Below are 20,658 nucleotides of genomic sequence, written 5' to 3'. Positions count from 1 at the left end.
TATCAGGAAGCGCCGCTTGCCTGGACCGCGCTCTTCTCCTTCACCAGGGACAAAAACTCCAGTGCGTAGGGCGGGAGGTATTTGTCCGTCCGCTGGAATAATCCGATCCGCTTTTTTCCGAACAGATGCGAAACACTCTGAGTCCGGAGACCGCCCATCCGCCCGGGCCGGGGCCAGAATTCGTTCACGATGGCGATTCCCACGCCGTCCTTTACGGCCTCGTTGATGAGCGAGTAGGAGGAGGTCTCGAGCGCGACCTCGAAAGATATCTTGTTTCGCGAGAAAATATTCTCGATGTGCTGCCGATCCGCCGTCCCCCGCTCGAGCAGAATCAGCGGGTAGGACGCGATGCTTTTCAGGCCGACGGACTTGTCTTTGCCAATGGGATGCTTGCTTCCGTGGAGAAGCAGGTAGTCTCCCTCCAGCCATTCCTCGAAAGAGATGTTTCCCCGCAGCTCGGGGGCCGAGCCGAAAGCCAGGTCCACCTCTCCCTCCGTTACGCTCTCCAGAAGATTCGTCCAGTTTTTCTCCAGTATCGATAGCTGTACCCCGGGGTGCCGCCTGCGGAACTCCTTGAGGACGGACTGGTGTTCCTTGAGGATGAGCATCGGCGCGGCCTCCGCGACGATGAGCCGGCCATGCGCCTCGCCCTTCAGCTGCCGCTCCAGGTCGTCGAGGGACTCGAAAAAAGGCTGGATGGTGTTGAAAAGGTACTCCCCGTTGGAGGTGAGACGCAGTTTCCTGCCTACGATCTGGTAGAGCTTGACCTGAAGGTTCTCCTCCAGCGCCTTGACGCGAAGACTCAGGGCCGGCTGCTTGATGGGGAAGGGGAGGCGCCTGGCCGCCTCGGTGAAGCCGCCGTATTTGACGACGTAATAAAAATATTCAAGCTGACCGAGGTTGAACATCCCAGCGAGGTCCTTTCGGGAGTGGAGAAGTGGAACTTAAGTAACTGAAAATTAATATGTTACTTCTGAAATATGGAGTTCCCTCCACCAGCTTCCCCATGGCGTCAGTAGGCCATTTTGCCGAAATCCATTAAGAAATTCAATGGGTAAAATTTTAATTTCTGACATTGTGATACTCCCCCGGAAGCCTTAATTTCTAGGGGAAGCCCAGGTTTCCGCTTTGAAATTACTGAAACGAAAGGGTCCCAGATGGTTTTGTCCTACATGGATTTGCGGGAGCGCACCCTGTCGCGGGACCGCAGCCTGCACGAGAAGGTGGTGAGCCTCGAGGAGGCCGCGAAATCCGTCAAAGACGGAGACCACGTCGCCATCGGGGGCTGCACGATGTCGCGCACCCCGCTCGCGATGATCTGGGCGCTGATCCGCGCGAAGAAGAAAAATCTCACCGTCTCGCGGAGCATCGTCTCCTCCGAGGGGGATTTCCTCTACGCCTCGGGCGCAAGCCCGCACATCATCACGAGTTGGTTCAGCCAGGGCATCGTCTGGGGGGTCTCCCGCGTCATGCGCCATTACACCGAAAAGGGCTTGGCGCAGTTCGAGGAATGGAGCCACATGGCGATGGGCCTCCGCTACCGGGCGGGCGCCATGGGGGCTCCCTTCATGCCGATGCGCTCGATGATGGGCTCGGACATCGCGGGAAGGCTCGATGACCTCAAGGAGATGGACTGCCCCTTCACCGGCGAGAAGGTGGCGCTGGTGCCCGCCCTCAACCCGGATGTCGCCCTGATCCACGTCCAGCGGTGCGACGCTTACGGCAACGCCCAGCTCGACGGCCTCCCCTTCATGGACATCGACATCGCCATGGCGGCGAACAAGGTCATCCTCACGACCGAGCGGATCGTCTCGAACGATCAGATCCGCCGGGCGCCCGATCAGACGAAAATACCCTTCTTCACGGTGGAGGCCGTTGTCGAGGTGCCCTTCGGCTGCGCCCCGCATGAGTGCTACGGGGCGTATGAGCCCTTTTTCTCGCATCTGGACTACTACGCGGGCCTCACGAAGGAGGACCCGGAGAAGGGCGTCAAGGTCTATCTCGACAGGCACTACTACGGCCCGGAGAGCTGGAACGATTATCTCTCCCTGATCGGCTTGGGCGAAATGCTTGATGCGGCGAAGCGGGGGAGGAGCATCTATGACGACTAGCGCGAAGGACTACACCGCCTCCGAGCTTCTGGCCGTCATGAGCGCGCGGCTTCTCGGGGATGGCCAGATCATCTTCGCCGGGGTCGGGATTCCGCTTCTCGCGGTGACCCTCGCCCAGCGTCTCCAGGCCCCGACGCTGACCATCCTCTTCGAGGGCGGGACCATCGGCCCCTTCATCGTTCCGGGCCAGCTTCCCCCCTCGACGAACGAGCAAAGGTGCACGAGGCGGGCGAACATGCTCCTCGGCATCACCGAGGTGCTCCTGCTCCTCCAACGCGGCTATGTGGACTACGGCTTCATGGGGGGCGCCCAGATCGATCAGTACGGGAACCTGAACAGCTCCTACCTCGGCCCGGCCGATAATCCGAAAATCCGCCTTCCCGGCACCGGCGGCGGAAACGACATCTCGAGCCTGACGCAGATGATCGTCGCCATGAAGCACGAAAAGCGCCGCTTCGTGAAGAAAGTGGACTTCATCACGAGTCCCGGTTATCTCCGCGGCGGCACCTCCCGCGAGGATTCGGGTCTCCCCGCCGGCGGGATGTACAAGGTGGTGACCGATCTCGCCCTGCTCGGCTTCGATGAGAAGACCCGCCGGATGAAGGTCGAAAAGCTCCACCCCGGCGTCACCCTCGATGAGGTGCAGAAAAACACGGATTTCGAGCTCATGGTGGCGGATGATCTCGGCACGACCGCGCCGCCCGCCGAAAACGAACTCGCCGTCCTGCGGAATCTCGACCCCGATCGGCTCTACATCGCCTAGCGCCAAAGAGGAAGCGGCATGAGCGAAGAGAAGCGTGCGAAGGTCCTGGCAGAGATTGACGCCCGCAGGGACCAGATCGTCGCATTCCTCCAGGATATTGTCCGCATCAGCAGCGTGACGGGGGAGGAGGGCGAAATCCAGAATTTCATCGCCGACTACCTCCGCAAGATGAACGGCGTCGATAAGGTGGATGTCTGGGAATCGGATTGGGAGGCGCTTAAAAAACACCCCGAATATGTCGCGGTGAACCGTGGCTACGATGGAAGGCCCAACGTCGTCGGCGTCATCAAGGGGGCGGGCGGCGGAAAGTCCCTCCTCATGAACGGCCACACCGACACCGTACCCCACGGCCCGCCTGATGCCTGGTCCCACGGGGCGCTCTCGGCCGAGATCGAAGGCGGCAAACTCTACGGGCGCGGGGCCTCCGACATGAAGAGCGGCGTCGCGGCCATCATCATGGCGGCCGAGTGCCTCCTCGCGGCGGGCATCAGGCCCAAGGGGGATGTCATCCTCGATTTTGTGGTGGATGAGGAACTCAGCGGCCACGGGACGCTCGACACCATCCTCCGCGGGTACACGGCGGATGCGGGCATCTGCTGCGAGACGAGCGGCCTCGCTGTCCAGCCGGGCTGCATCGGGCGCATCTGGTTCGAGATTCTGATCAGGGGGAAGGCCGCCGGCATCCAGCGGCGGTACGAGGGCGTCAACGCCATCGATCTCGGCTACAAGATCACCCAGGCGGTGGCAAATCTCGAGAAAAGGCGACTGGAGACCATCTCCCATCCACTCTATCCCAAGATCATCGACGCCATTCCCTGCATGGTGGGCTCCTTCGAGGCGGGCAGCTTCCCGAGCGCCTTCCCGGACACCTGCCTGCTCAAGGGAAGTCTGGCCACCGTGCCCGGAGAGGATCACGACGCCGCCAAGCAGAGCCTGGTCGATCAGGTGGCCGCGGCGGCGGCGGCGGACCCCTGGATGAAGGATCATCCCCCCGAGGTGCGCTTTACGGGCTATTACGCCTACGCGGCGGCCATTGACCCGGAACACCCCATCGTCCAGACGGTGGCGGGAAGTTTTCGGGAAATTGCGGGGAAGGACCCCGAGATCTCCGGCCGGCAGGGCGCCGCCGACACGCGCTTCCTGAACGGCTTTGCAAAAATCCCGACCGTGATCTTCGGCCCCGGACCCACCACCCAGATGCATGCGAACAACGAGTGGGTGGTCGTCGAGGATCTGATCACGGCGACGAAGACGCTGGCGCTGTCCATCATGGACTGGTGCGGGGTGGAGTAGAAAGTCTCATCCGGCGGAGAGGACAGGAAACATCATGGCGGATACATCGGTCACCTACGGAATCGCCATGCGGAATTTCACCGCGTGGCCTGAACTCCCCGACGCACAGGCGCTGATCGACTACGGCGTCAAGATGGAGGAGCTCGGCTTCGAGTCCCTCTGGGTGTGGGATCACATTCTCCTGGGCGTTGAGCCGCATTTTCCCATCATCGAATCGCTCTCGCTGCTCACCGCCGTGGCCGCCCGGACGAGCAAGATCAAGCTCGGGACGGGCGTTCTTGTTCTTCCTCTCCGGAATCCGGTGGTTCTGGCCAAGCAGCTTTCCAGCATCGATCAGATATCGAACGGCCGGCTCATCATGGGGATGGCCTCGGGGTGGTACAAAAGGGAGTTCGACGCCGTGGGCGTTTCCTTCGAGCGGCGGGGGAAGATCATGGATCAGAATCTCGAGATCATGACCCGGCTCTGGCAGGAGGACATGGTGCAGGGGGAGTACCCGCCGCACAATTTGCGAAACTCCGTGATGTTCCCCAAGCCCGTCCAGAAGCCCCGCCCGCCGCTGCTCATCGGGGGCTACGTGGACCGCGTGCTGAAGCGGGCGGCGGTCCAGGGGGACGGCTGGCTGACCTATTTCTACACCCCGGAGAGTTTCGCCAAATCATGGGAGAAGGTCTGCCAATTCGCCGAGGAGGCCGGGAAGGACCCCGCCGGCCTGATGAACTGCAACCAGCTTCCCATCATGGTGGGAGATTCCCGGGAGAAGATTGCGGGGCCGATGAACGAGTGGCTCCGCACGGAGTGGGACTACGCCTCCTGGAGCGAATCCACGGCAGGCAGCGCCATCATGGGAACGGTGGATGAATGCGTCGAGCAGCTCCAGGCCCACATTGATGTCGGCATCCAGAAAATCATTTTTGTGCCCTACAGGTACGAGATGGAGCAGGTGGCAATCATCGCGCGTGAGATTCTTCCTCGCCTGAAGAAGTAGATTTTCGGGCTTCCTCGGAGATGGTCCGTTGGGCGTCGTGAAAGAGAAGAGCTGGAACGCGCTCTCGCATTATTGCGAGAACATACTTGAAGCGGTCGGAGGAACGCCTCTTGTCCGGCTGAACCGCATCACCCGATTCTTCAGGCCGACGATATACGCGAAGATCGAGTGGTACTCCCCGACGGGCAGCCTCAAGGACAGGATTTACGGCAACATGATCTCGAAGGCCGAGGCGAGGGGAGACCTTCGGCCGGGGATGGCGATTATCGAATGCTCCTCCGGAAACGCCGGCATCGCCTGTTCGGCCGCTGCGGCGGTCAGAGGCTACGCCTGCACCATCGTGATGCCGGAGGACATGGGGGAGGAGCGGAAGAAGATGATCCGGGCCTATGGCGCGGAGCTGATTCTCACTCCCGGCGGGGAGAGCGACGTGGATATCGCCCTCCAGCGCGTAAAAGAACTTTATGAGAGCGATCCGGAGAAATACTGGTTTCCCGGCGAATTCGAAAATCCCGACAACACCGAGGCGCACTACCAGACCTCGGGCCCCGAAATCTGGGAACAACTTGAGGGAAAGGTAGACGCCATCGTGGCCGCCACGGGGACGGGCGGATGGCTGACGGGGGTGGGCCGATACCTGAAGGAGAAAAACCCGGACATTCTGATCTACGGCGTCGAACCGACCGAGTGCCCCCTGATCAGCGAGGGAATTTGCGGGCCGCACGGGATCGCCGGAATCGGGGATGGCTTGATCCCCAAAATTCTCGATCTTGGTCTTTTTTCCGGCATGGTGACGGTCAGCACGGAGGAGTCCATCCAGGTGGCTCGGCGCCTCTCTCTGGAAGAGGGGATTTTTTGCGGCATTTCCTCGGGGTGCAACATGGCGGCGGCCATGAAGTTTGCGCAGGTGCATGCGGAGGTCGAAAATATCGTGACCGTGTTCGGGGATTCCGGGCAGAGATACTTCTCGACCGCGCTTTGCAATGAAGAGACACTGCGCCAGGCCGAGGCCCTGCGCCGGCACAACGCCGATTGGGAAATCATTCACTAGGCAGAAAGAGGCGAAAGGAGAGAGCCGTCAATGGCGATTCAGCGCCGGCCGTGGGATTCGTACCGGAGATACTGCGACAGCATGTTCGATGCGATCGGCGGCACCCCCCTCGTGAAACTGAACCGGGCGGCGGCGGGCGTCGAGCCGAGCGTCTTTGCGAAAATCGAGTGGTTCTCCCCCTCCGGCAGCCTCAAGGACAGAATTTACTTCAACATGATCAGCAAGGCGGAAGAGCGCGGCGATCTGAAGCCGGGGATGACCATCCTCGAGTGCTCGACGGGAAACGCCGGAATCGCCTGCTCCTTCGTGGCGGCGGTCAAGGGCTACAAGTGCACCGTCGTCATGCCCGAGGGCATGAGCGATGAGCGGAAGAAGCTCATGCGCGCCTACGGGACCGAGCTGATCTTCACCCCGGGCGGGGAGAGCGATGTGGACCTTTCCCTCGAGAAACTCGAGGAGGTGCGCGGCGCCGACCCCGGCAAATACTGGGTGCCCGCCCAGTTCGATAACTTGGACAACAACGAGGCCCACTACCTGACCACCGGGCCCGAGATTTGGGAGCAGCTGGACGGCCGGGTGGACGCCGTTGTCGCCTCGCAGGGGACCGGGGGCTGGGTCAGCGGTGTCGGAAAATTCGTTCGGGAGCGCAATCGCAGCGTCCGGCTCTATGCGGTCGAGCCCGAGGAGTGTCCCCTGCTCAGCCAGCGCGGCTGGGGGCCGCACGGCATCGAGGGCATCGGGGACGGATTTGTCCCCAAGGCGCTCGATCTCTCCCAGCTCAGCGGCATCGTGACGACGACCACCGATGAATCCATCGAGATGGCCCGCCGCCTCGCGCGCGAGGAGGGCATCTTCTGTGGCATCTCCTCGGGGTGCAACGTCGCCGCGGCCCTCAAGGTGGCACGGGCCCATCCGGAGTTGGGCAATATCGTGACCAACATCAACGATACCGGACAGCGCTATTTCACGACGGCGCTCTGCGGGGAAGAAAAACACGTGGAAGTCCCCGAGCGGGATCATTCCATTGACGATTACAGTGCGGGCCAGCTCGACAAATATTCGCCCGATTGGGAATTGATTGGCTGATTCTGGATGCCCGTTCGGGCCAGGGAGCGGTAATGGAATTTTTGCGCGCCAGGACGATTGAAGAGGCCCTCTCCGCGGCCGCCGCCCCGGAGGCCGGGTTTGTATCCGGCGGGACGAATATCGTCCCGGATCTCCTGTTTGGACGAAAACGCCTGGAGCGGGTCGTTGATATCAGCGGCATCCGCGAGCTCCGCTTCATCGAGGAAAAAGGGGGCGCCATCCGCATCGGGGCCCTGGCGACGGTGACCGATCTGCTCAACTCGGATGTCATCAAAAGCGCCGCCGCGCCGCTTTACCTGTGCGCCCGCGATTTCGCGGGGCCGCTCATCCGCAACCGGGCGACGGTGGCGGGAAATCTCATGGACGCCTCGCCGGCGGCCGACCTCGCGCCGCCGCTCATGGCGCAGGATGGGGAACTCGATCTGATCTCCGCCGCGGGAGAGCGAACACTGCCCCTTTCGGAATTTTTCCTGGACTACCGGAAGACGGCGGTACGCCCCGGCGAGCTCATCCGGGCCGTTTCGATTCGCCCGCTGGAGGCTGCGGACCGCTCCGCCTACTACAAGCTGCAGCTGCGTCGCGCGATGGCCATCTCGGTCGTGAGCGTGGCGCTCGCCCTGCGGATGGAGGGAGAGACCTGCGCCGAAGCCCGAATCGGCATGGGCGCGGTGGCGGCCGTCCCCTACCGGGCGGTGGCGGCCGAGCGCCTTTTGCAGGGAAAGCGCCCGGGGGATGCGGATATCGAGGCGGCGGCCGCAACGGCCAGGGAGAGCGCAAACCCGATCGACGATATCCGCGCGTCGGCCGCCTACCGCAGCCAGATGTGCGAAGTGCTCGTCCGTCGTCTACTCCGGGAGGCTCTGGGGATGCCGAAAGGCGAGACGGTGAGCGCCTGAGCAGAGAGACTGAGGGGTTTCGATGAGCGATTATGCGGTTTCGCTGAAGGTCAACGGAGAGACGAAAAAGGCGTCTGTGCGGGCGGACGACACCCTGCTGCGCCTTCTCCGGCGGCTGGACCATCTGGATGTGAAGGCGAGCTGTGAGGCGGGCGACTGCGGGGCCTGCGCGGTGCTCCTGAACGGGGAAGCGGTGAACTCTTGCCTGGTGTTCGCGGCCCAGGCGGATGGCGCCGAGGTGGTGACCGTCCGCGGGATCGGCACCGAGGATGCCCTGCACCCGATTCAGCGCCAGATGGTCGAAAAGGGCGGTTTGCAGTGCGGCTTCTGCACCCCGGGCATCGTCGTCGCCGCCAAGGCTCTGCTGGATGAAAATCCCGCCCCCACCCTCGATGAGATCCGCAGGGGCCTCGCGGGGAACCTCTGCCGGTGCACGGGATACCAGAAAATTTTCGAGGCGGTGGCCGCCGCGGCCGAGGAGATGCGGAAATGACGGAGATCGAAGGAGGGAAGGTCATCGGCCAGCGCCTTCCGTTCGTGGATGGCGTCGAGAAGGTCACGGGGGCGACAACGTACATTGACGATATCCGCCTTCCGGGGATGCTGGTGGGCAAGGCGCTCCGGAGCCCGCATCCGCACGCCCGCATCCTGAACATCGACACCTCGGCGGCGGAGCGGCTTCCCGGCGTCTATGCCGTCCTCTCGCGCAACAACACCCCGAACGCGCCCTTCGGCATCATCGACAAGGATGAAACCGCTTTTTGCCGGGAGAAGGTTCGCTACATCGGGGATGAGGTGGCCGCCGTCGCCGCCGTGGACGAGGACACCGCCCGGCACGCCCTCGGCCTGATCAAGGTGGACTATGAAGTGCTTCCGGCGGCGGTTGATCCTTTCGCCGCGCTGGAAGAGGGCGCCCCTCTTGTCCATGACAACATTGCGGGGAATATCGCCAATCAGTTCCACGTGACCCGCGGCGAGGTGGACGCCGCCTTCGATGTGGCCGATGCCACCTTCGAGGAGGACTATCACACCCATCTGGCCCATCAGGCCTATATCGAGCCCACGGGCTGCGTGGCGAAGTGGTACCCGGATGGGAAAGTGGACATCTGGGGCTGTCTCCAGTCCGCGTTTGTCATCCGCACTTTCATGATCTCCCCCGTCACGGGGGTCGCCCCCGATAACCTGCGGGTCATGGTGACGAAGCCGGGAGGCGCCTTCGGCGGCAAGCTGGACGTGAAGGCGGCCCTTCTGGCCACCATGCTGGCCCGAGCGGCCGAAAAGCCCGTCCGGTTCCTGCTCTCCCTGCAGGAGGATCTCATCAGCATGCGGCCGCGGATGCCGGTGCATATTTACCTGCAATCCGCCTTCCGGAAGGACGGCAAGCTCCTCGGCAAGCGCGTCCGCATCATCGCCGAAAACGGCGCCTACAGTTCCCTCTCTCCGGCGATCATGAGCTCCATCGCCCTTCGGACGGACAACCTCTACCGCACGCCCGCGGTCGATATCGAGGGGAAGCTCGTCTACACGAACGTCTGTCCCTCGGGCCAGATGCGCGGATTCGGCAACGTGCAGGCGACCTTCGCATGGGAGTCGCACATGGACACCGCCGCCGAAGGGCTGGGGATCGACCCGGTGGCGCTGCGCATGAAGAACTACACCGAGAAGGGGGACCTTTCGATCCACGGCTGGAAGATCGCGAGCTGCGGCGTCGCCGAGGCGACGCGCTTCGCCGCGGATTCCATCGGATGGGGCGAAAAGAGAATCCCGAAGGGCGGAAAGAAGACGGGACGCGGCGTGGGGCTGGCCAGCACGATTCACGTCACGGGCAACAAGGGGTTCGCCGTCGCCCTGGGGACGACCGACGAGGAACCCTCCGGCGCGGAAGTCCGCATTGATGAAAACGGAAAAGTGGAGATCTGGTCCGGCGAATCCGATCTCGGGCAGGGATCGGCCAGCGTGATGGCCTTTATCGCGGCGGAGGAGCTGGGCATCCCGGTGGAGGATATTTCCGTTCCCCCGACCGATACCGGATGCATGCCGTTCGGGTTTGGCGCTTTTGCCAGCCGGATCACCCTGATCGGCGGCAATGCCGTCAAGCTGGCGGCCGCAGATGCGAGAGAGAAGCTTCTTCTTGCGGCGGCGGATGTTCTGGAGGCTTCGGCGGGTGAACTCCAGATCGTGGGCCGTGAAATCTCCGTCGCGGGCCTTCCGGAGCGGAAGACCACGGTCGCCGAGGTGGTGAAGCACGCCGGGGGTCTGATCCGGGGCGAGGGCACCTGGTTCGCGGGTGGAGAGCCGCTGGGGAAGGACAAATACGGGAACCCCTCGACCACCTATTCCTTCGGCGTCCAGGCGGTGGAGGTGGAGGTGGACACCGAGACCGGCGTTGTGCGGGTGCTGCGGGTTGCGGCGGGGCACGATCCGGGCCGGGTGCTGAACCGGCTCGGGGCCGAGGGCCAGGTCGAGGGCGGCGCCATTCAGGCGATGAGCTATAGCATGATGGAGGGTCTCGCCCCCCAGGAGGGGCGCATCCGGGGTGTCAACTTCCACGACTATCTGATCGCCACCTCGATGGATGCTCCGCCGGTGGCACACCATTTTGTGGAGACCATCGACCCGCACGGGCCCTACGGCGCCAAGGGGCTGGCTGAAACGGCGATCAATCCCACTTCGGCGGCCATCGCGAATGCGGTCTTCAACGCGACGGGGGCCAAAATCAGGAGCTTGCCGATGACGCCCGAACGGGTCCTCGAGGCCATCCGGGAGACCCGCAAAGCATAGGAAAAGATGAGGGGTACCCGGCCTCGAAAAGGTGTTTGACAACCTCCACCTGGGAGTTTAATGTCCCCGCGACTGAAATTCCGATGTTCCACTCCGCACCCCGAGGATTGAGATGCGCGCCATCGTTCAACTCTTTGCAAAATCGCCCTTCCGCGCCCTTCAGGAGCACATGTCCAAGGGGACGGATTGCGTGAAAATAGTCCGGCCCATGTTCGAGGCGCTCCTGAACGGCGACCAGGCGAAGGTGGAATCCCTGGCCAAGGAAATTTCGAAGCTCGAGCATAAAGCCGACGAGATCAAGAACCAGATACGCGATACGCTCCCCCGGAGCATTTTTCTTCCCGTCAATCGCGCCGATTTTCTGAGCGTACTGTCCCAACAGGACAGTATCCCCGATACGGTCGAGGACATCGCCTTTCTTCTCACGGTCCGGCGCGTGCAGACGCCTTCCTCCTGGCGGGAGCCCCTCCTGAAATACGTGGACACCTGCGTCGAGACGCACCTGGTTTCGGCGGAGGTGATTCAGTCTCTGGAGAGTCTCGTCGAGGTCGGCATGGGGGGGGCCGAGGCCGTCTCCTTGCAGAAGAAAATCGACAGCGTCGGGCAGCTGGAATGGAGTGCGGACAAGGCCCAGTTCGAGATGCTCCGGCTGATGTTCGACATGGAAGACGAAATGAAGCCCGTGGACATTTTCTGGTGGTCGAAAATTTTCCGGGAGATTGGCGATATCGCCAACTACTCGGAGAAGACGGCCGACCGCATTCGTCTGATGCTTTATCAGAAGTAAATCCGGCCCGCCCCGTTCGTAGTCTTTTTCACTAAGAGAGATTTCCCACACGTATGTCTTCACAAACGATTCTTGTAATACTCGCATGCGCCTTTGCCGCCTACATGGCGTGGAACATCGGTGCCAACGATGTGGCCAACGCCATGGCGCCAGCGGTAGGCAGCGGCATTCTGTCCCTGAAAAATGCGCTGTGGATCGCCGCCATCGCGGAATTTTCCGGCGCCGTTCTCGTCGGCAGCTCCGTCACGTCCACCATCCGCAAAGGCATCGTCAACCCCGCTATTTTCGAGGGAGAGCCCATCCTCTTCGTCATCGGGATGACGGCGGCCCTGCTGGGCGCCGCCCTTTGGCTGCATGCCGCGACCACGCTGGGCCTTCCGGTCTCCACGACCCATTCCATCGTGGGGGCGGTCATCGGCTTCGGGCTGGTGGCCAAGGGCGCGGCCGGGCTGAACTATGGCGTGCTGACCAGCATCGTTCTCAGCTGGCTCATATCGCCGGTCGTGGGCGGTCTCCTGGGATTCCTCATTTTCTACCTGGTCCGGGCGTATATCCTGGGGATGGAGGAACCCGACCATGCGACGCGAAAATACGCGCCCTTCATTCTTTTCGTGACGGTGGTGGTTCTTCTGCAGTCGTTCGTATTCAAGGCCATGAAAAACCTGAAGCTCCCCGTCACTTTCGGGTCGGTCCTTCTCGTCGGGGTGATTGTGGGGGCGCTCGTCTTTTTTGTCGCGCGTTATTTTTTTCGCCGGGATTCGGCGCTGCTGCGGCGCGATCTGACCGATCGTTTTTTCACGTTCCTCCTCATTGTCACGAGCGGATATGTCGCCTTTGCGCACGGCGCGAATGACGTGGCGAACGCAGTGGGGCCCCTTGCGGCGGTGCTCGATGTCGCCCGAAGCGGTTCGCTCGCTTCCAGGGTGCCGGTGCCGTGGTGGGTGCTCGTTTTTGGCGGTGTGGGAATCGTGTCGGGGCTCGCAATCGCGGGGGGCAAGGTGATGGCCACGATTGGCAAGAATATTACGGAAATCACCCCGCAAAACGGCTTCGCGGCCCAGTTCGCCGCGGCCACGACGGTCCTGATTTGCTCCCAGATCGGACTTCCCATTTCGACGACCCACACCCTGGTGGGCTCGGTCATCGGCGTCGGAATGGCGCGCGGCATCCGGGCGCTGAACCTGCGGGTCATCCGCAACATCATTTCATCCTGGCTGTTGACCCTTCCTTTTGCGGCCGGCGTAACGATGCTGATTTACCGGATTCTGGAATCTTTCCTGAACTAAATTTTCCCTGAACTAAAAAATGGCTTTTGCGGAAGAGCGGCGTTTTTATCTGCCGACGCTCTCTGTGGGTCCGGGCGTGTCCGGTTGCACAGAAGAGCCGCCCGGGCCGGGTGAGGCGGCTGGAGTGTTTCCCGGCTTGGGTTCCGCCCAGGTGAGGGTACGGTAGGGAAAGGGAATCTCGATGCCGCGCGCATCGAAGGCATTTTTGATCCGCCGGTGAAATTCTCTCCGCACGCTCCATTGCTGAATCGGCTGGGTTTTGAAGCGGCCGCGGATGATGACCGCCGAGCTGTCGAATTTTTCGACACCCGCAATTTCCACGGGCTCGAGGATAATATCCTTCCAATCCGCGTCTTCCCGCATCTTTTCGGCGACCTCCCGGATCACATTGATGACCTCGTCCACGTTTTCCCGGTAGGCGACGCCGATATCGAATACCGATCGGCTGTACTCTTTCGTGAAGTTCGTGACAACGTCGATCGCGCTGTTGGGAATGACGTGTACGTTGCCGTCGTAGTCGCGAAGCTGGACCGATCGCAGGTTGAAACTCTCGACGAGGCCCGCGGTGTCTTTCACGCGCACGACGTCGCCGACCGCAATATTGTCCTCGATGAGCATGAAGACCCCGGTGATGATGTCCTTGACCAGCGATTGGGCGCCGAACCCGACAGCCAGGCCGAGGATGCCGGCGCCGGCCAGGACAGGGCCGATGTTGACCCCGAATTGCCCCAGGATCACCATGGCCGTCACGGCAATGACCGTCCATTTGACGACCGTAAATCCGAGCGGGAGGAGGGTCTTTTGCTGGGGCGTGGGGGCGATGGGCTGGCCCCTCTCGTCTTTCCGCCCCTCCAGGAAGTATTCGATGACGGCCTGCGCCGCTTCGATGAGGCTCACGGCGATGGCCAAGGTGATGACGAACTGCGCCAGGGACTGGATGGCCACGAGAACGGGGCCGGAAAAAAGAATCTGGATGGCCGGAAGACCCCAGGCGCCCATGGCGAAAATGAGGGCCATCCCCCAAATCAGTAAGCCGAATGTCCATGAAACAATGGGGGTATAGCGGTTTGCCCGCTGTTCAATCCCCGGAATCAGGTAGCTGAGGCGATCGCTGATCGCAAAAAGCCAGCGTATCCCCATCAGTACCAATTGGTGCAGAACAAAGGCCGCGCAGACGACGAGAATGGTCAATAAAGAGGAGGTCAGGAAGTATCTGATCTCAAGTTCCGAGCCGGTGCTCCAGAGGAAAAAGAACGCGGCGCAGTAGAGGATGGCCAGGAAGTGCCAGCGGGCCGCCAAAATGTTCCAGGCGCCGATTACGAGTTTAAGTGAAGCGGCCGTTTTATCGGATTCGCCGATGGAGAGAAGGGTGCGAACGCGTTCGCGCTGCTGCGATATCAAAACCAGAACCTGAAGGAACAGGACGAGGCGGTACAGGTGGGCGATTCCGCCTGCGAGAGCGTTGTCGAGCCAGGCGGCAGCGGCGATTTCGGACAGTGCGGCGCCCCATACCCAGACAAGAATGAATCGGCGGGCCCAGAGGGAGAAGTAGGCCGCGTCGGAATCGGAAATGGGGAGAAGGCGCCAGCTTGGCCGCTCCGGCGTCAAAAGGGCGGCGCTTCCGCCCAGGAGGAAGCCCTGGAGAAAAAAGGCCCATAAAATAAGAAGAAAAATTTCCTTGCCCACGGGGGAAAACCCCAGAAGGGTGACGAGGAACGATCCGGCCAGCAGTGTTATTCCTGCCGGAAGGATGGACTCCAGCCAGTGGCGAATGGATTTCCGGACACGAGTTTTCCAGCCGTCATCTCCTGCTTCTTTCGGGGGTAGAAGGTATCTGTTGAGGAATCGGTGAAAAAGAAAGAAAAGGATAAAAGCGAGAGCACCTGCGGCCAGAAACCGGAATGCCGTCCAGTAGGCGTACTTTTGCGAAAATGTCCGCTTCCACAGGGCAAGCTCTTTTTGGATTTTGCGGGGAATCTCCTCGAATGACTTGAGACTCCGGGAGAGAGAAGTGTCCAGCCTCCTCAAAAGGCGTCCTGCGAAAGTGCCGGAAGCGGCGGGCGCTTTTTTCTCTTTTTTTTCATTTTTCCCCTGCATTTGGAGCAGAAGGCGAAGTTCCTGGATGAGGGCGGCCCGCTGCGCCGGGTCCTCGATGCGCGATATCAGGCGGTTGATTTGACCTGCATCCGCGGAGAGGCCGGGGGAGGCGCTTTTGGGGCCGCCGGAAGCCGGTGCACCGGCCGCCGGGGTCGCCGGGAAGAAGATGGCGGATGCCAGGAAAAGCGCGAAAAGCAGCAAAGCGGCCAGCTGACTCCTCCCGTATTTGTACCGTATCGAAAAATCCATCCGACCTCTCTTTCTGGGGACAAGACGCCATGCGGTGAATACCGGATGCTAGGAAATGTTGCCTTATTAGGAAGGTGAAACGCAATGAATGGCGGGCGGCATGAGACAATGATTGAGACGGCGGGCGGGGCGGGCCCTGGATCATGGTTTTTGGAGAGCGTGGACCAAGTTTGCGATTGATTGTTTTCGCCCCGCCAGCCCCCGGATCGAGAAAAATCCCTACTCCCTGGCCTGCCACGTCCGCGGCCTCTCGGAGTCTGCGGCGAGGGAGGCTCTGGCCCAGGCGCGCCGTCTCTGGACGCCGATTTCGGCGGGGGCCGGCCTCGAGCTGATGGAGTTTGACGGCGGCCTCGAAGTGCGCGCAGCCGGAAGGGAAAAAGGGGATGCCGTCGAAACGCTTTGGCGGGAGTCTCCGCCGGGGACGATGGCAGCCTATCTGGGAGACGACCGGACGGACGAGGATGCCTTCCGGCGCCTGAAGGGATGGGGACTCGGCATCCGGGTCAGCGAAACGCCGAGACCGACGCTGGCGGAAATCTGGCTCCCGCCCCCCGGGGGAGCTTCTCCGCTTTCTGGCGATGTGGGAGACGGCGCTGGAAGACTAGCCGGGCGGACTTTCCGGTTCAGGACCGGACGAACAGATAGAGAATGACGGCGAGCAGGACGCCGGCCGCACTCCTTCCGGTCCGACGCGGTGAACGCCGCCTCACCGGCCGGGCGCTCACGTGCCTCCCGCTCGGGATAGGGGGCCAGCCCGGGTTCTTCCCTGCCGTCCTTCCTCTGCCGCAAGTTATTTTGCGCCGTCCAGTTGAGGAGGGCGAAGTACAAGATCGACACCGCCAGCAGTGAGATACCGGTGATCCGGGCGGCCAGATGCGTCCCGAAAGACCAGCTGCCGAGCGCCACGCCGGCCAGCGCGATCAGGAAAAACGGAGCGCAGCCGGTGATCATGGCTTCTTGTCTTCCGCGGCGGGGCGGCCCCCGCCCAGGCGGTTCTCCTCGCCCTGGAGGAGACGCCGGATGTTCTCCTTGTGCCGCCAGATGATGAGCAGGCCGATCACCGTTGCCGTGAGCGGATAGGGGGGCGGTGCTCCTGTGAGCAGGGCCGCGACGGGAACCGCCACGGCGCCGAGCATGGAGCCGAGCGCGACATACCGGGTGAGGGCGACCGCCCCGGCGAACACGAGGGCGGCAATGGCCACGGGAGCGGGCGTGAGCACCGCCATCGCCCCCAGGCCCGTGGCGACGCCCTTTCCTCCCTTAAAGCCGGCGAAGGGCGAGAAAATGTGGCCGCAGACCGCTCCAGCGGCCGCGAGGCTCGCAATCGGGCGGCTTTCCTCGGGAGCGGCGAGAAGGAGCGGAAGGAGGTAAACGGCCAGGGTGCCCTTCAGGATATCGCCCGCCAGCGTGGCGATGCCCGCCGTCTTTCCGCTGGTGCGGAGCACGTTGGTGGCCCCGATATTCCCGCTTCCCGAAAGCCGGGGGTCGGGCCGGCCGAGCCACCGGGTGGTGAGCAGCGCAAAGGGAACGGAGCCGGCGAAAAACGCCAGCACAAGCGTGATCAGGGTTTCGGCGATCAAACGAGTTCCCGCAAGATATGGCGAAAATAATCCACCGCCGAGATGATGGCGGCCAGCATGGCCGCCCAGATCAGAACGGTCCCCAGAGGGGGCAAAATCTGAAGGATGAGCGCGGTGATGGCCGCGACCTCAAGGCCCATTTTCCATTTTCCGATAATGCCAGCGGGGGCCACCAGTCCTTGCTTGAGCGCGACGGCACGAAGGGCGGTGACCAGAAATTCCCTTCCGAGAATGATACCGGCGATCCAGGCGTCCACCTCACCGATCGCAACCAGGGGGAGGAGGGCCGCCGTGATGAGCAGTTTGTCGGCTACCGGGTCGAGAATTTCGCCCAGCGGCGTAATCTGACCCCGCCTGCGAGCGAGATATCCGTCGAGCCAGTCGGTGAACGCGGACAGAATAAAAAGCGCACCGGCCGCCAGGTGGGCGGTGGACGAGCCCTGAAGAAGAAAAAGAACCAGAAGGGGAAGCATCAAGATGCGGGCCAGCGTCAGGCGGTTCGCGAGGGTGAGGCGCTCTTTTCCCCCGCTGGCGATTAGCCGGGAGGCAGACTCCCGCCAACTCTCCTCGGCGTTGTTTTCGCTCGTCTCTTGCGGCTGTCCGGAGCCTGTTCTCGTCATGACCTATCTCAAATAATCCAGCAGTGATTTGTTTTTCACCCGTGCGCGGAAACGCCGGATCGCCTTTTTCTCGATCTGCCGGATCCGCTCGCGGGAAAGCCCGATCTTCTGGCCGATATCCTCGAGCGTCATCGGCTCCCCCTCGAATCCGTAGCGCATCCGGATGATTTTCCGCTCCCTCGGGTCGAGGCCCTGAAGGAGCTCCTCGATTTCCTCCTCCAGGGAATGCTGGAATGTGTCCTCCTCGACGGGGGTGAAATTATCCGATTCCATCATGTCGAGGTAGCTGGTGTCGTCATTTTCCCCGATCGGGGAATCGAGAGAGAGATAGTCTCTCGAAACCCGCATCACGCTTTCGATTTCCGGGATGGCGACGTGAATATACTCGGAAATCTCCTGTCCGGTCGGTTCGCGCCGCAGTTCCTGGTGAAGCTGTTTGTACGCCTGCCGGACTTTGTTCGCGAGTGCCGCCTGCTTCACGGGCAGGCGGACGGTTCCCGTGTGGTCGGCGATGGCGTGCATGATGCTTTGACGTATCCACCAGACGGCGTAGGTGATGAGCTTGACGCCCCGGTACGGGTCGAAGCGCCGGACAGCCTGGATAAGGCCGATGTTTCCTTCGTTGATGAGATCTTCGAGGGAGAGCCCGAACCCCTTGTATTTGTTGGCGACGCTGACCACGTATCGTAGATTCGAGCGGATGAGCTTGTTGAAGGCCTCGGTGTCCTGTGCCTGGGACTTGATGGCGAGCTCATGCTCCTCTTCCCGAACCAGGAGCGGAAAATCCCGGATCTCGCGCAGATAGATGGCGAGCGTGTCCTCGGTGGCGGCCGGTAGAGCGGGTTTTTGTTTCGTTTTTTTGACCAGCGGCCTATGGGGCTCGGGAGGTTTCGGCAGCGGAGCTTTGGCTTTCGCGGCCGCCTTCGGGCCGGTTTTTTTCTTTTTGGCCGGAGGAGAGGCCTGCTTTTTTTTTGCTTTGCGCTTTTGTTCGGCCATCATTCACCTCGCTGCCGACCGATGCAAAATGAAAGGCCGTCCATGCGTTCTCGTTACTTTCGTTTGGCAAGGGTGAGAAGAATATCGTACGCCCGTTGCGCAAAAGAACTAGAGGGGTACTGCGTGATCAGATTCCGAAAAGCTTCCGTAGATTTTTTGAAGCTCTCCTCCTGCCGGTAGCTTTCCCCAAGATAGTACATGGCTTCGGCACGCACCTCCGGCGCGTCGTGGTATTTACGGATGACTTCGCGGAGCCGGGGAATGGCCGATTGCCGCTGCCCCCGGTTGAAAAAGAAACGGGCGATGAACAGCTCATGACGCCCTATTTTCTTCAGGAGGGCAACCTTTTTCTTCTTCGCGTCCGCCACATGCTCCGACTTGGGGAATCGTTTGATCAGGATCTCGAAATTCTTCAGTGCTTCGATAGACGCGCTTTGGTCCCGGTCATAGGAGAGGGCAAGGTTGTAGTCCGACATAGCGAGGAAATAGTACGCCTTCGGCGTCTGTGTGCTGATCGGGTAGAGCTGGACGAATTCGGCGTACTGAACCTTGGCCTCGATGTATTCTTCGGTCTTGTAAAAGGAATCGGCCAGGTTGAGCAGCGCGACCCGGCGGTGTTTGCTGTCCGGGAATTCGCGCAGAAGACGCTTGAAGGCGGCTCGGGCCTGTTCGAAGCGCTCGGCCTTCAGGTCTTCCTGGCCGAGGATCAGCAACTCGCCGGGCGAGGCTTGATCCTTGGGCCGGGAGACGCACCCGGACAGGACCAAGAGCATGGCCAGGGCAAGGAAGGGCAGCGGATGGCGGCATTTTCGGCGGGCGGGAAAGATTGTCATGTCGAGAGAAGACCTCCGGGGAAAACACCTGAATTTATTGAAAAAAACAAGACAGCTTTTCGCATCCGAATCGGTTTCATCTTATGCGAGCCCTTCGGGGAGTGTCAAGAATTGGAGGTTTTACCGCGGGTTCCGTACACCGGCGAGGCGGGAATCATTGGCGGATGCGGAGTCGATCGCCCGGAAAAATCACCGACGATGCGGACAGCCGGTTCAGGCGAAGGAACTCCTGCATGGGGATGCCGTATTTGCGCGATATCGTCCAGGCGTTTTCGCCGGATCCAACGATGTGATGAGAGGGGGAGGCGGGGCGCGCCACCTTCGTGTCGGCCTTGGCGATGAGAGTGCCCGGCCCCCGGGTGCGGAGCAGGCCGAGCCGTATCACCGTGCCGGGCCGCAGGCGCCGGGGATGAAGCCCCGGATTGAGTTCGACAATCCTGCTGAGTGGTACTTGGTGGCGGCTGGCGATGGTCCCGAGCGTATCCCCCGGCTGGATGCGGTAGCGGGTGGTGTCTGTCAGGGTTTCGGGCGAGGTGCCGGCCAGAATGGGTTCGCCCTCTTGCGGCTTCTGTGGGGATTGGGGCTGGGCGAGCATGACGACGGTGCCAGGCTTAAGGCGCCGGGGATGAATCTGTGCGTTGAGTTCCATCAGTTTGCCGAGAGAGATGTTGAATCTTTTCGCGATGGACCCGAAGGTGTCCCCCCGTTGGATGCGGTACCGGGAGGCCACCGGAAATGGGTCGACAGGCGCTTTCGCCAGGCGCTGGAGAAAACCCTCCCCCCGGCCCACCGGCAGATGAAGCGGGTAGCCCTTTTGCGGTGGCGTCATCTTCCATCGCAGTTCCGCGTTCAAGTCCCAAATGGTTTCCATGGGCACCTGGGCCAGCCGCGCTGCGGTCTGAAGGGTCATCCCCCGGGGAAGAGTAGCAATCTCGTAGCGAAGCGGCGGATGCAGGTTCAGGTCGGCAAATCCGAAAACGTTCGGATTTTTCGCAATGATCAGGCCCGCAATGAACTTGGGGACGTAATTCTTCGTTTCCGCCGAGATGTGACGTGTGCGCGCGATGGCCCAATAGCTGCGTTTGCCCGTTCTTTGAATGGCGCGCGCTATCCTGTTTTCCCCGGCGTTGTAGGCGGCGAGGGCCAGGTGCCAGTCGCCGAATTGTTTATAGAGGGCTTTCAGATAAGTGGCGGCCGCCTGGACGGATTTTTCCGGGTCCCGGCGCTCGTCCACGTAGTAG

General features: G+C 61.7%; 19 protein-coding genes. 12 read left to right on the top strand and 7 right to left on the bottom strand.

The window, feature by feature from the left end; translation table 11 throughout:
• Positions 1 to 2: 2 nt before the first annotated feature.
• Entirely contained in the window at positions 3 to 908 is a 906-nt protein-coding gene (locus O2807_00520; GenBank protein ID MDA0998984.1) for a LysR family transcriptional regulator, read from the bottom strand.
• Between the two features lie 249 nt (positions 909 to 1,157).
• Between O2807_00520 and O2807_00515 the strand changes: the two genes are divergently transcribed.
• The 11 genes from O2807_00515 (at position 1,158) to O2807_00465 (ending at position 13,042) form a co-directional block, all read left to right on the top strand.
• Positions 1,158 to 2,111 (top strand): CoA transferase subunit A, encoded by a 954-nt coding sequence (locus tag O2807_00515; protein MDA0998983.1) that lies wholly within the window; start codon positions 1,158 to 1,160, stop codon positions 2,109 to 2,111.
• Entirely contained in the window at positions 2,101 to 2,874 is a 774-nt protein-coding gene (locus tag O2807_00510) for a 3-oxoadipate--succinyl-CoA transferase subunit B (protein ID MDA0998982.1), read from the top strand. The genes O2807_00515 and O2807_00510 overlap by 11 nt, the downstream gene beginning before the upstream one ends.
• A gap of 18 nt (positions 2,875 to 2,892) precedes the next feature.
• Complete coding sequence (locus tag O2807_00505; protein ID MDA0998981.1) at positions 2,893 to 4,167, top strand: ArgE/DapE family deacylase; 1,275 nt, start codon at positions 2,893 to 2,895, stop codon at positions 4,165 to 4,167.
• Between the two features lie 34 nt (positions 4,168 to 4,201).
• On the top strand, positions 4,202 to 5,155 hold the full coding sequence (locus tag O2807_00500) for a TIGR03619 family F420-dependent LLM class oxidoreductase (GenBank protein MDA0998980.1): 954 nt from the start codon (positions 4,202 to 4,204) through the stop codon (positions 5,153 to 5,155).
• 37 nt (positions 5,156 to 5,192) lie between these two features.
• Positions 5,193 to 6,206, top strand: coding sequence for a cysteine synthase family protein (locus tag O2807_00495; GenBank protein ID MDA0998979.1), 1,014 nt, complete (start codon positions 5,193 to 5,195; stop codon positions 6,204 to 6,206).
• 30 nt (positions 6,207 to 6,236) lie between these two features.
• Entirely contained in the window at positions 6,237 to 7,292 is a 1,056-nt protein-coding gene (locus O2807_00490) for a PLP-dependent cysteine synthase family protein (GenBank protein MDA0998978.1), read from the top strand.
• Positions 7,293 to 7,324: 32 nt separating this feature from the next.
• Entirely contained in the window at positions 7,325 to 8,188 is an 864-nt protein-coding gene (locus O2807_00485) for an FAD binding domain-containing protein (GenBank protein ID MDA0998977.1), read from the top strand.
• 22 nt (positions 8,189 to 8,210) lie between these two features.
• Positions 8,211 to 8,681: a (2Fe-2S)-binding protein gene (locus O2807_00480; GenBank protein ID MDA0998976.1), complete on the top strand. Its 471-nt coding sequence runs from the start codon at positions 8,211 to 8,213 to the stop codon at positions 8,679 to 8,681.
• Complete coding sequence (locus O2807_00475; protein ID MDA0998975.1) at positions 8,678 to 10,969, top strand: xanthine dehydrogenase family protein molybdopterin-binding subunit; 2,292 nt, start codon at positions 8,678 to 8,680, stop codon at positions 10,967 to 10,969. The genes O2807_00480 and O2807_00475 overlap by 4 nt, the downstream gene beginning before the upstream one ends.
• Before the next feature lie 112 nt (positions 10,970 to 11,081).
• Positions 11,082 to 11,756: a TIGR00153 family protein gene (locus O2807_00470; GenBank protein ID MDA0998974.1), complete on the top strand. Its 675-nt coding sequence runs from the start codon at positions 11,082 to 11,084 to the stop codon at positions 11,754 to 11,756.
• A gap of 53 nt (positions 11,757 to 11,809) precedes the next feature.
• The gene (locus O2807_00465) at positions 11,810 to 13,042 is read left to right on the top strand and encodes an inorganic phosphate transporter (protein ID MDA0998973.1); all 1,233 of its coding nucleotides are present in this window, start codon (positions 11,810 to 11,812) and stop codon (positions 13,040 to 13,042) included.
• Positions 13,043 to 13,087: 45 nt separating this feature from the next.
• On the opposite strand, the gene O2807_00460 is transcribed toward O2807_00465, so the two are convergent.
• On the bottom strand, positions 13,088 to 15,388 hold the full coding sequence (locus tag O2807_00460) for a mechanosensitive ion channel (protein MDA0998972.1): 2,301 nt from the start codon (positions 15,386 to 15,388) through the stop codon (positions 13,088 to 13,090).
• Between the two features lie 112 nt (positions 15,389 to 15,500).
• Between O2807_00460 and O2807_00455 the strand changes: the two genes are divergently transcribed.
• Positions 15,501 to 16,040, top strand: coding sequence for a hypothetical protein (locus O2807_00455; GenBank protein ID MDA0998971.1), 540 nt, complete (start codon positions 15,501 to 15,503; stop codon positions 16,038 to 16,040).
• Between the two features lie 295 nt (positions 16,041 to 16,335).
• On the opposite strand, the gene plsY is transcribed toward O2807_00455, so the two are convergent.
• The 5 genes from plsY to O2807_00430 form a co-directional block, all read right to left on the bottom strand.
• Positions 16,336 to 16,968 carry a glycerol-3-phosphate 1-O-acyltransferase PlsY gene (gene plsY / locus O2807_00450; GenBank protein MDA0998970.1) on the bottom strand — a complete coding sequence of 211 codons (633 nt, stop codon included), beginning with the start codon at positions 16,966 to 16,968 and terminating at the stop codon, positions 16,336 to 16,338.
• Complete coding sequence (pgsA, locus tag O2807_00445) at positions 16,965 to 17,588, bottom strand: CDP-diacylglycerol--glycerol-3-phosphate 3-phosphatidyltransferase (protein ID MDA0998969.1); 624 nt, start codon at positions 17,586 to 17,588, stop codon at positions 16,965 to 16,967. Before pgsA ends, plsY begins: the two co-directional genes overlap by 4 nt.
• Before the next feature lie 3 nt (positions 17,589 to 17,591).
• A complete protein-coding gene (locus O2807_00440) occupies positions 17,592 to 18,584 on the bottom strand; it encodes an RNA polymerase sigma factor RpoD/SigA (GenBank protein ID MDA0998968.1) in 993 nt (330 codons plus the stop codon).
• Between the two features lie 53 nt (positions 18,585 to 18,637).
• Complete coding sequence (gene bamD, locus O2807_00435) at positions 18,638 to 19,417, bottom strand: outer membrane protein assembly factor BamD (protein MDA0998967.1); 780 nt, start codon at positions 19,415 to 19,417, stop codon at positions 18,638 to 18,640.
• A gap of 154 nt (positions 19,418 to 19,571) precedes the next feature.
• On the bottom strand, positions 19,572 to 20,658 hold a 1,087-nt coding region (locus O2807_00430), incomplete at its 5' end, for a LysM peptidoglycan-binding domain-containing protein (GenBank protein ID MDA0998966.1).

This window comes from bacterium (genome assembly GCA_027622355.1).
Classification (GTDB): domain Bacteria; phylum UBA8248; class UBA8248; order UBA8248; family UBA8248; genus JAQBZT01.
The sequence above is the reverse complement of the archived record's forward strand: the minus strand, read 5'-3'. Positions and strand labels throughout refer to the sequence as shown.

Coding starts and splice junctions, on each gene's coding strand:
- O2807_00520 (MDA0998984.1), bottom strand. CDS start 908: ATGTTCAACCTCGGTCAGCTTGAATATTTTTATTACGTCGTCAAATAC.
- O2807_00515 (MDA0998983.1), top strand. CDS start 1,158: ATGGTTTTGTCCTACATGGATTTGCGGGAGCGCACCCTGTCGCGGGAC.
- O2807_00510 (MDA0998982.1), top strand. CDS start 2,101: ATGACGACTAGCGCGAAGGACTACACCGCCTCCGAGCTTCTGGCCGTC.
- O2807_00505 (MDA0998981.1), top strand. CDS start 2,893: ATGAGCGAAGAGAAGCGTGCGAAGGTCCTGGCAGAGATTGACGCCCGC.
- O2807_00500 (MDA0998980.1), top strand. CDS start 4,202: ATGGCGGATACATCGGTCACCTACGGAATCGCCATGCGGAATTTCACC.
- O2807_00490 (MDA0998978.1), top strand. CDS start 6,237: ATGGCGATTCAGCGCCGGCCGTGGGATTCGTACCGGAGATACTGCGAC.
- O2807_00485 (MDA0998977.1), top strand. CDS start 7,325: ATGGAATTTTTGCGCGCCAGGACGATTGAAGAGGCCCTCTCCGCGGCC.
- O2807_00480 (MDA0998976.1), top strand. CDS start 8,211: ATGAGCGATTATGCGGTTTCGCTGAAGGTCAACGGAGAGACGAAAAAG.
- O2807_00475 (MDA0998975.1), top strand. CDS start 8,678: ATGACGGAGATCGAAGGAGGGAAGGTCATCGGCCAGCGCCTTCCGTTC.
- O2807_00470 (MDA0998974.1), top strand. CDS start 11,082: ATGCGCGCCATCGTTCAACTCTTTGCAAAATCGCCCTTCCGCGCCCTT.
- O2807_00465 (MDA0998973.1), top strand. CDS start 11,810: ATGTCTTCACAAACGATTCTTGTAATACTCGCATGCGCCTTTGCCGCC.
- O2807_00460 (MDA0998972.1), bottom strand. CDS start 15,388: ATGGATTTTTCGATACGGTACAAATACGGGAGGAGTCAGCTGGCCGCT.
- pgsA (MDA0998969.1), bottom strand. CDS start 17,588: ATGACGAGAACAGGCTCCGGACAGCCGCAAGAGACGAGCGAAAACAAC.
- O2807_00440 (MDA0998968.1), bottom strand. CDS start 18,584: ATGGCCGAACAAAAGCGCAAAGCAAAAAAAAAGCAGGCCTCTCCTCCG.
- bamD (MDA0998967.1), bottom strand. CDS start 19,417: ATGACAATCTTTCCCGCCCGCCGAAAATGCCGCCATCCGCTGCCCTTC.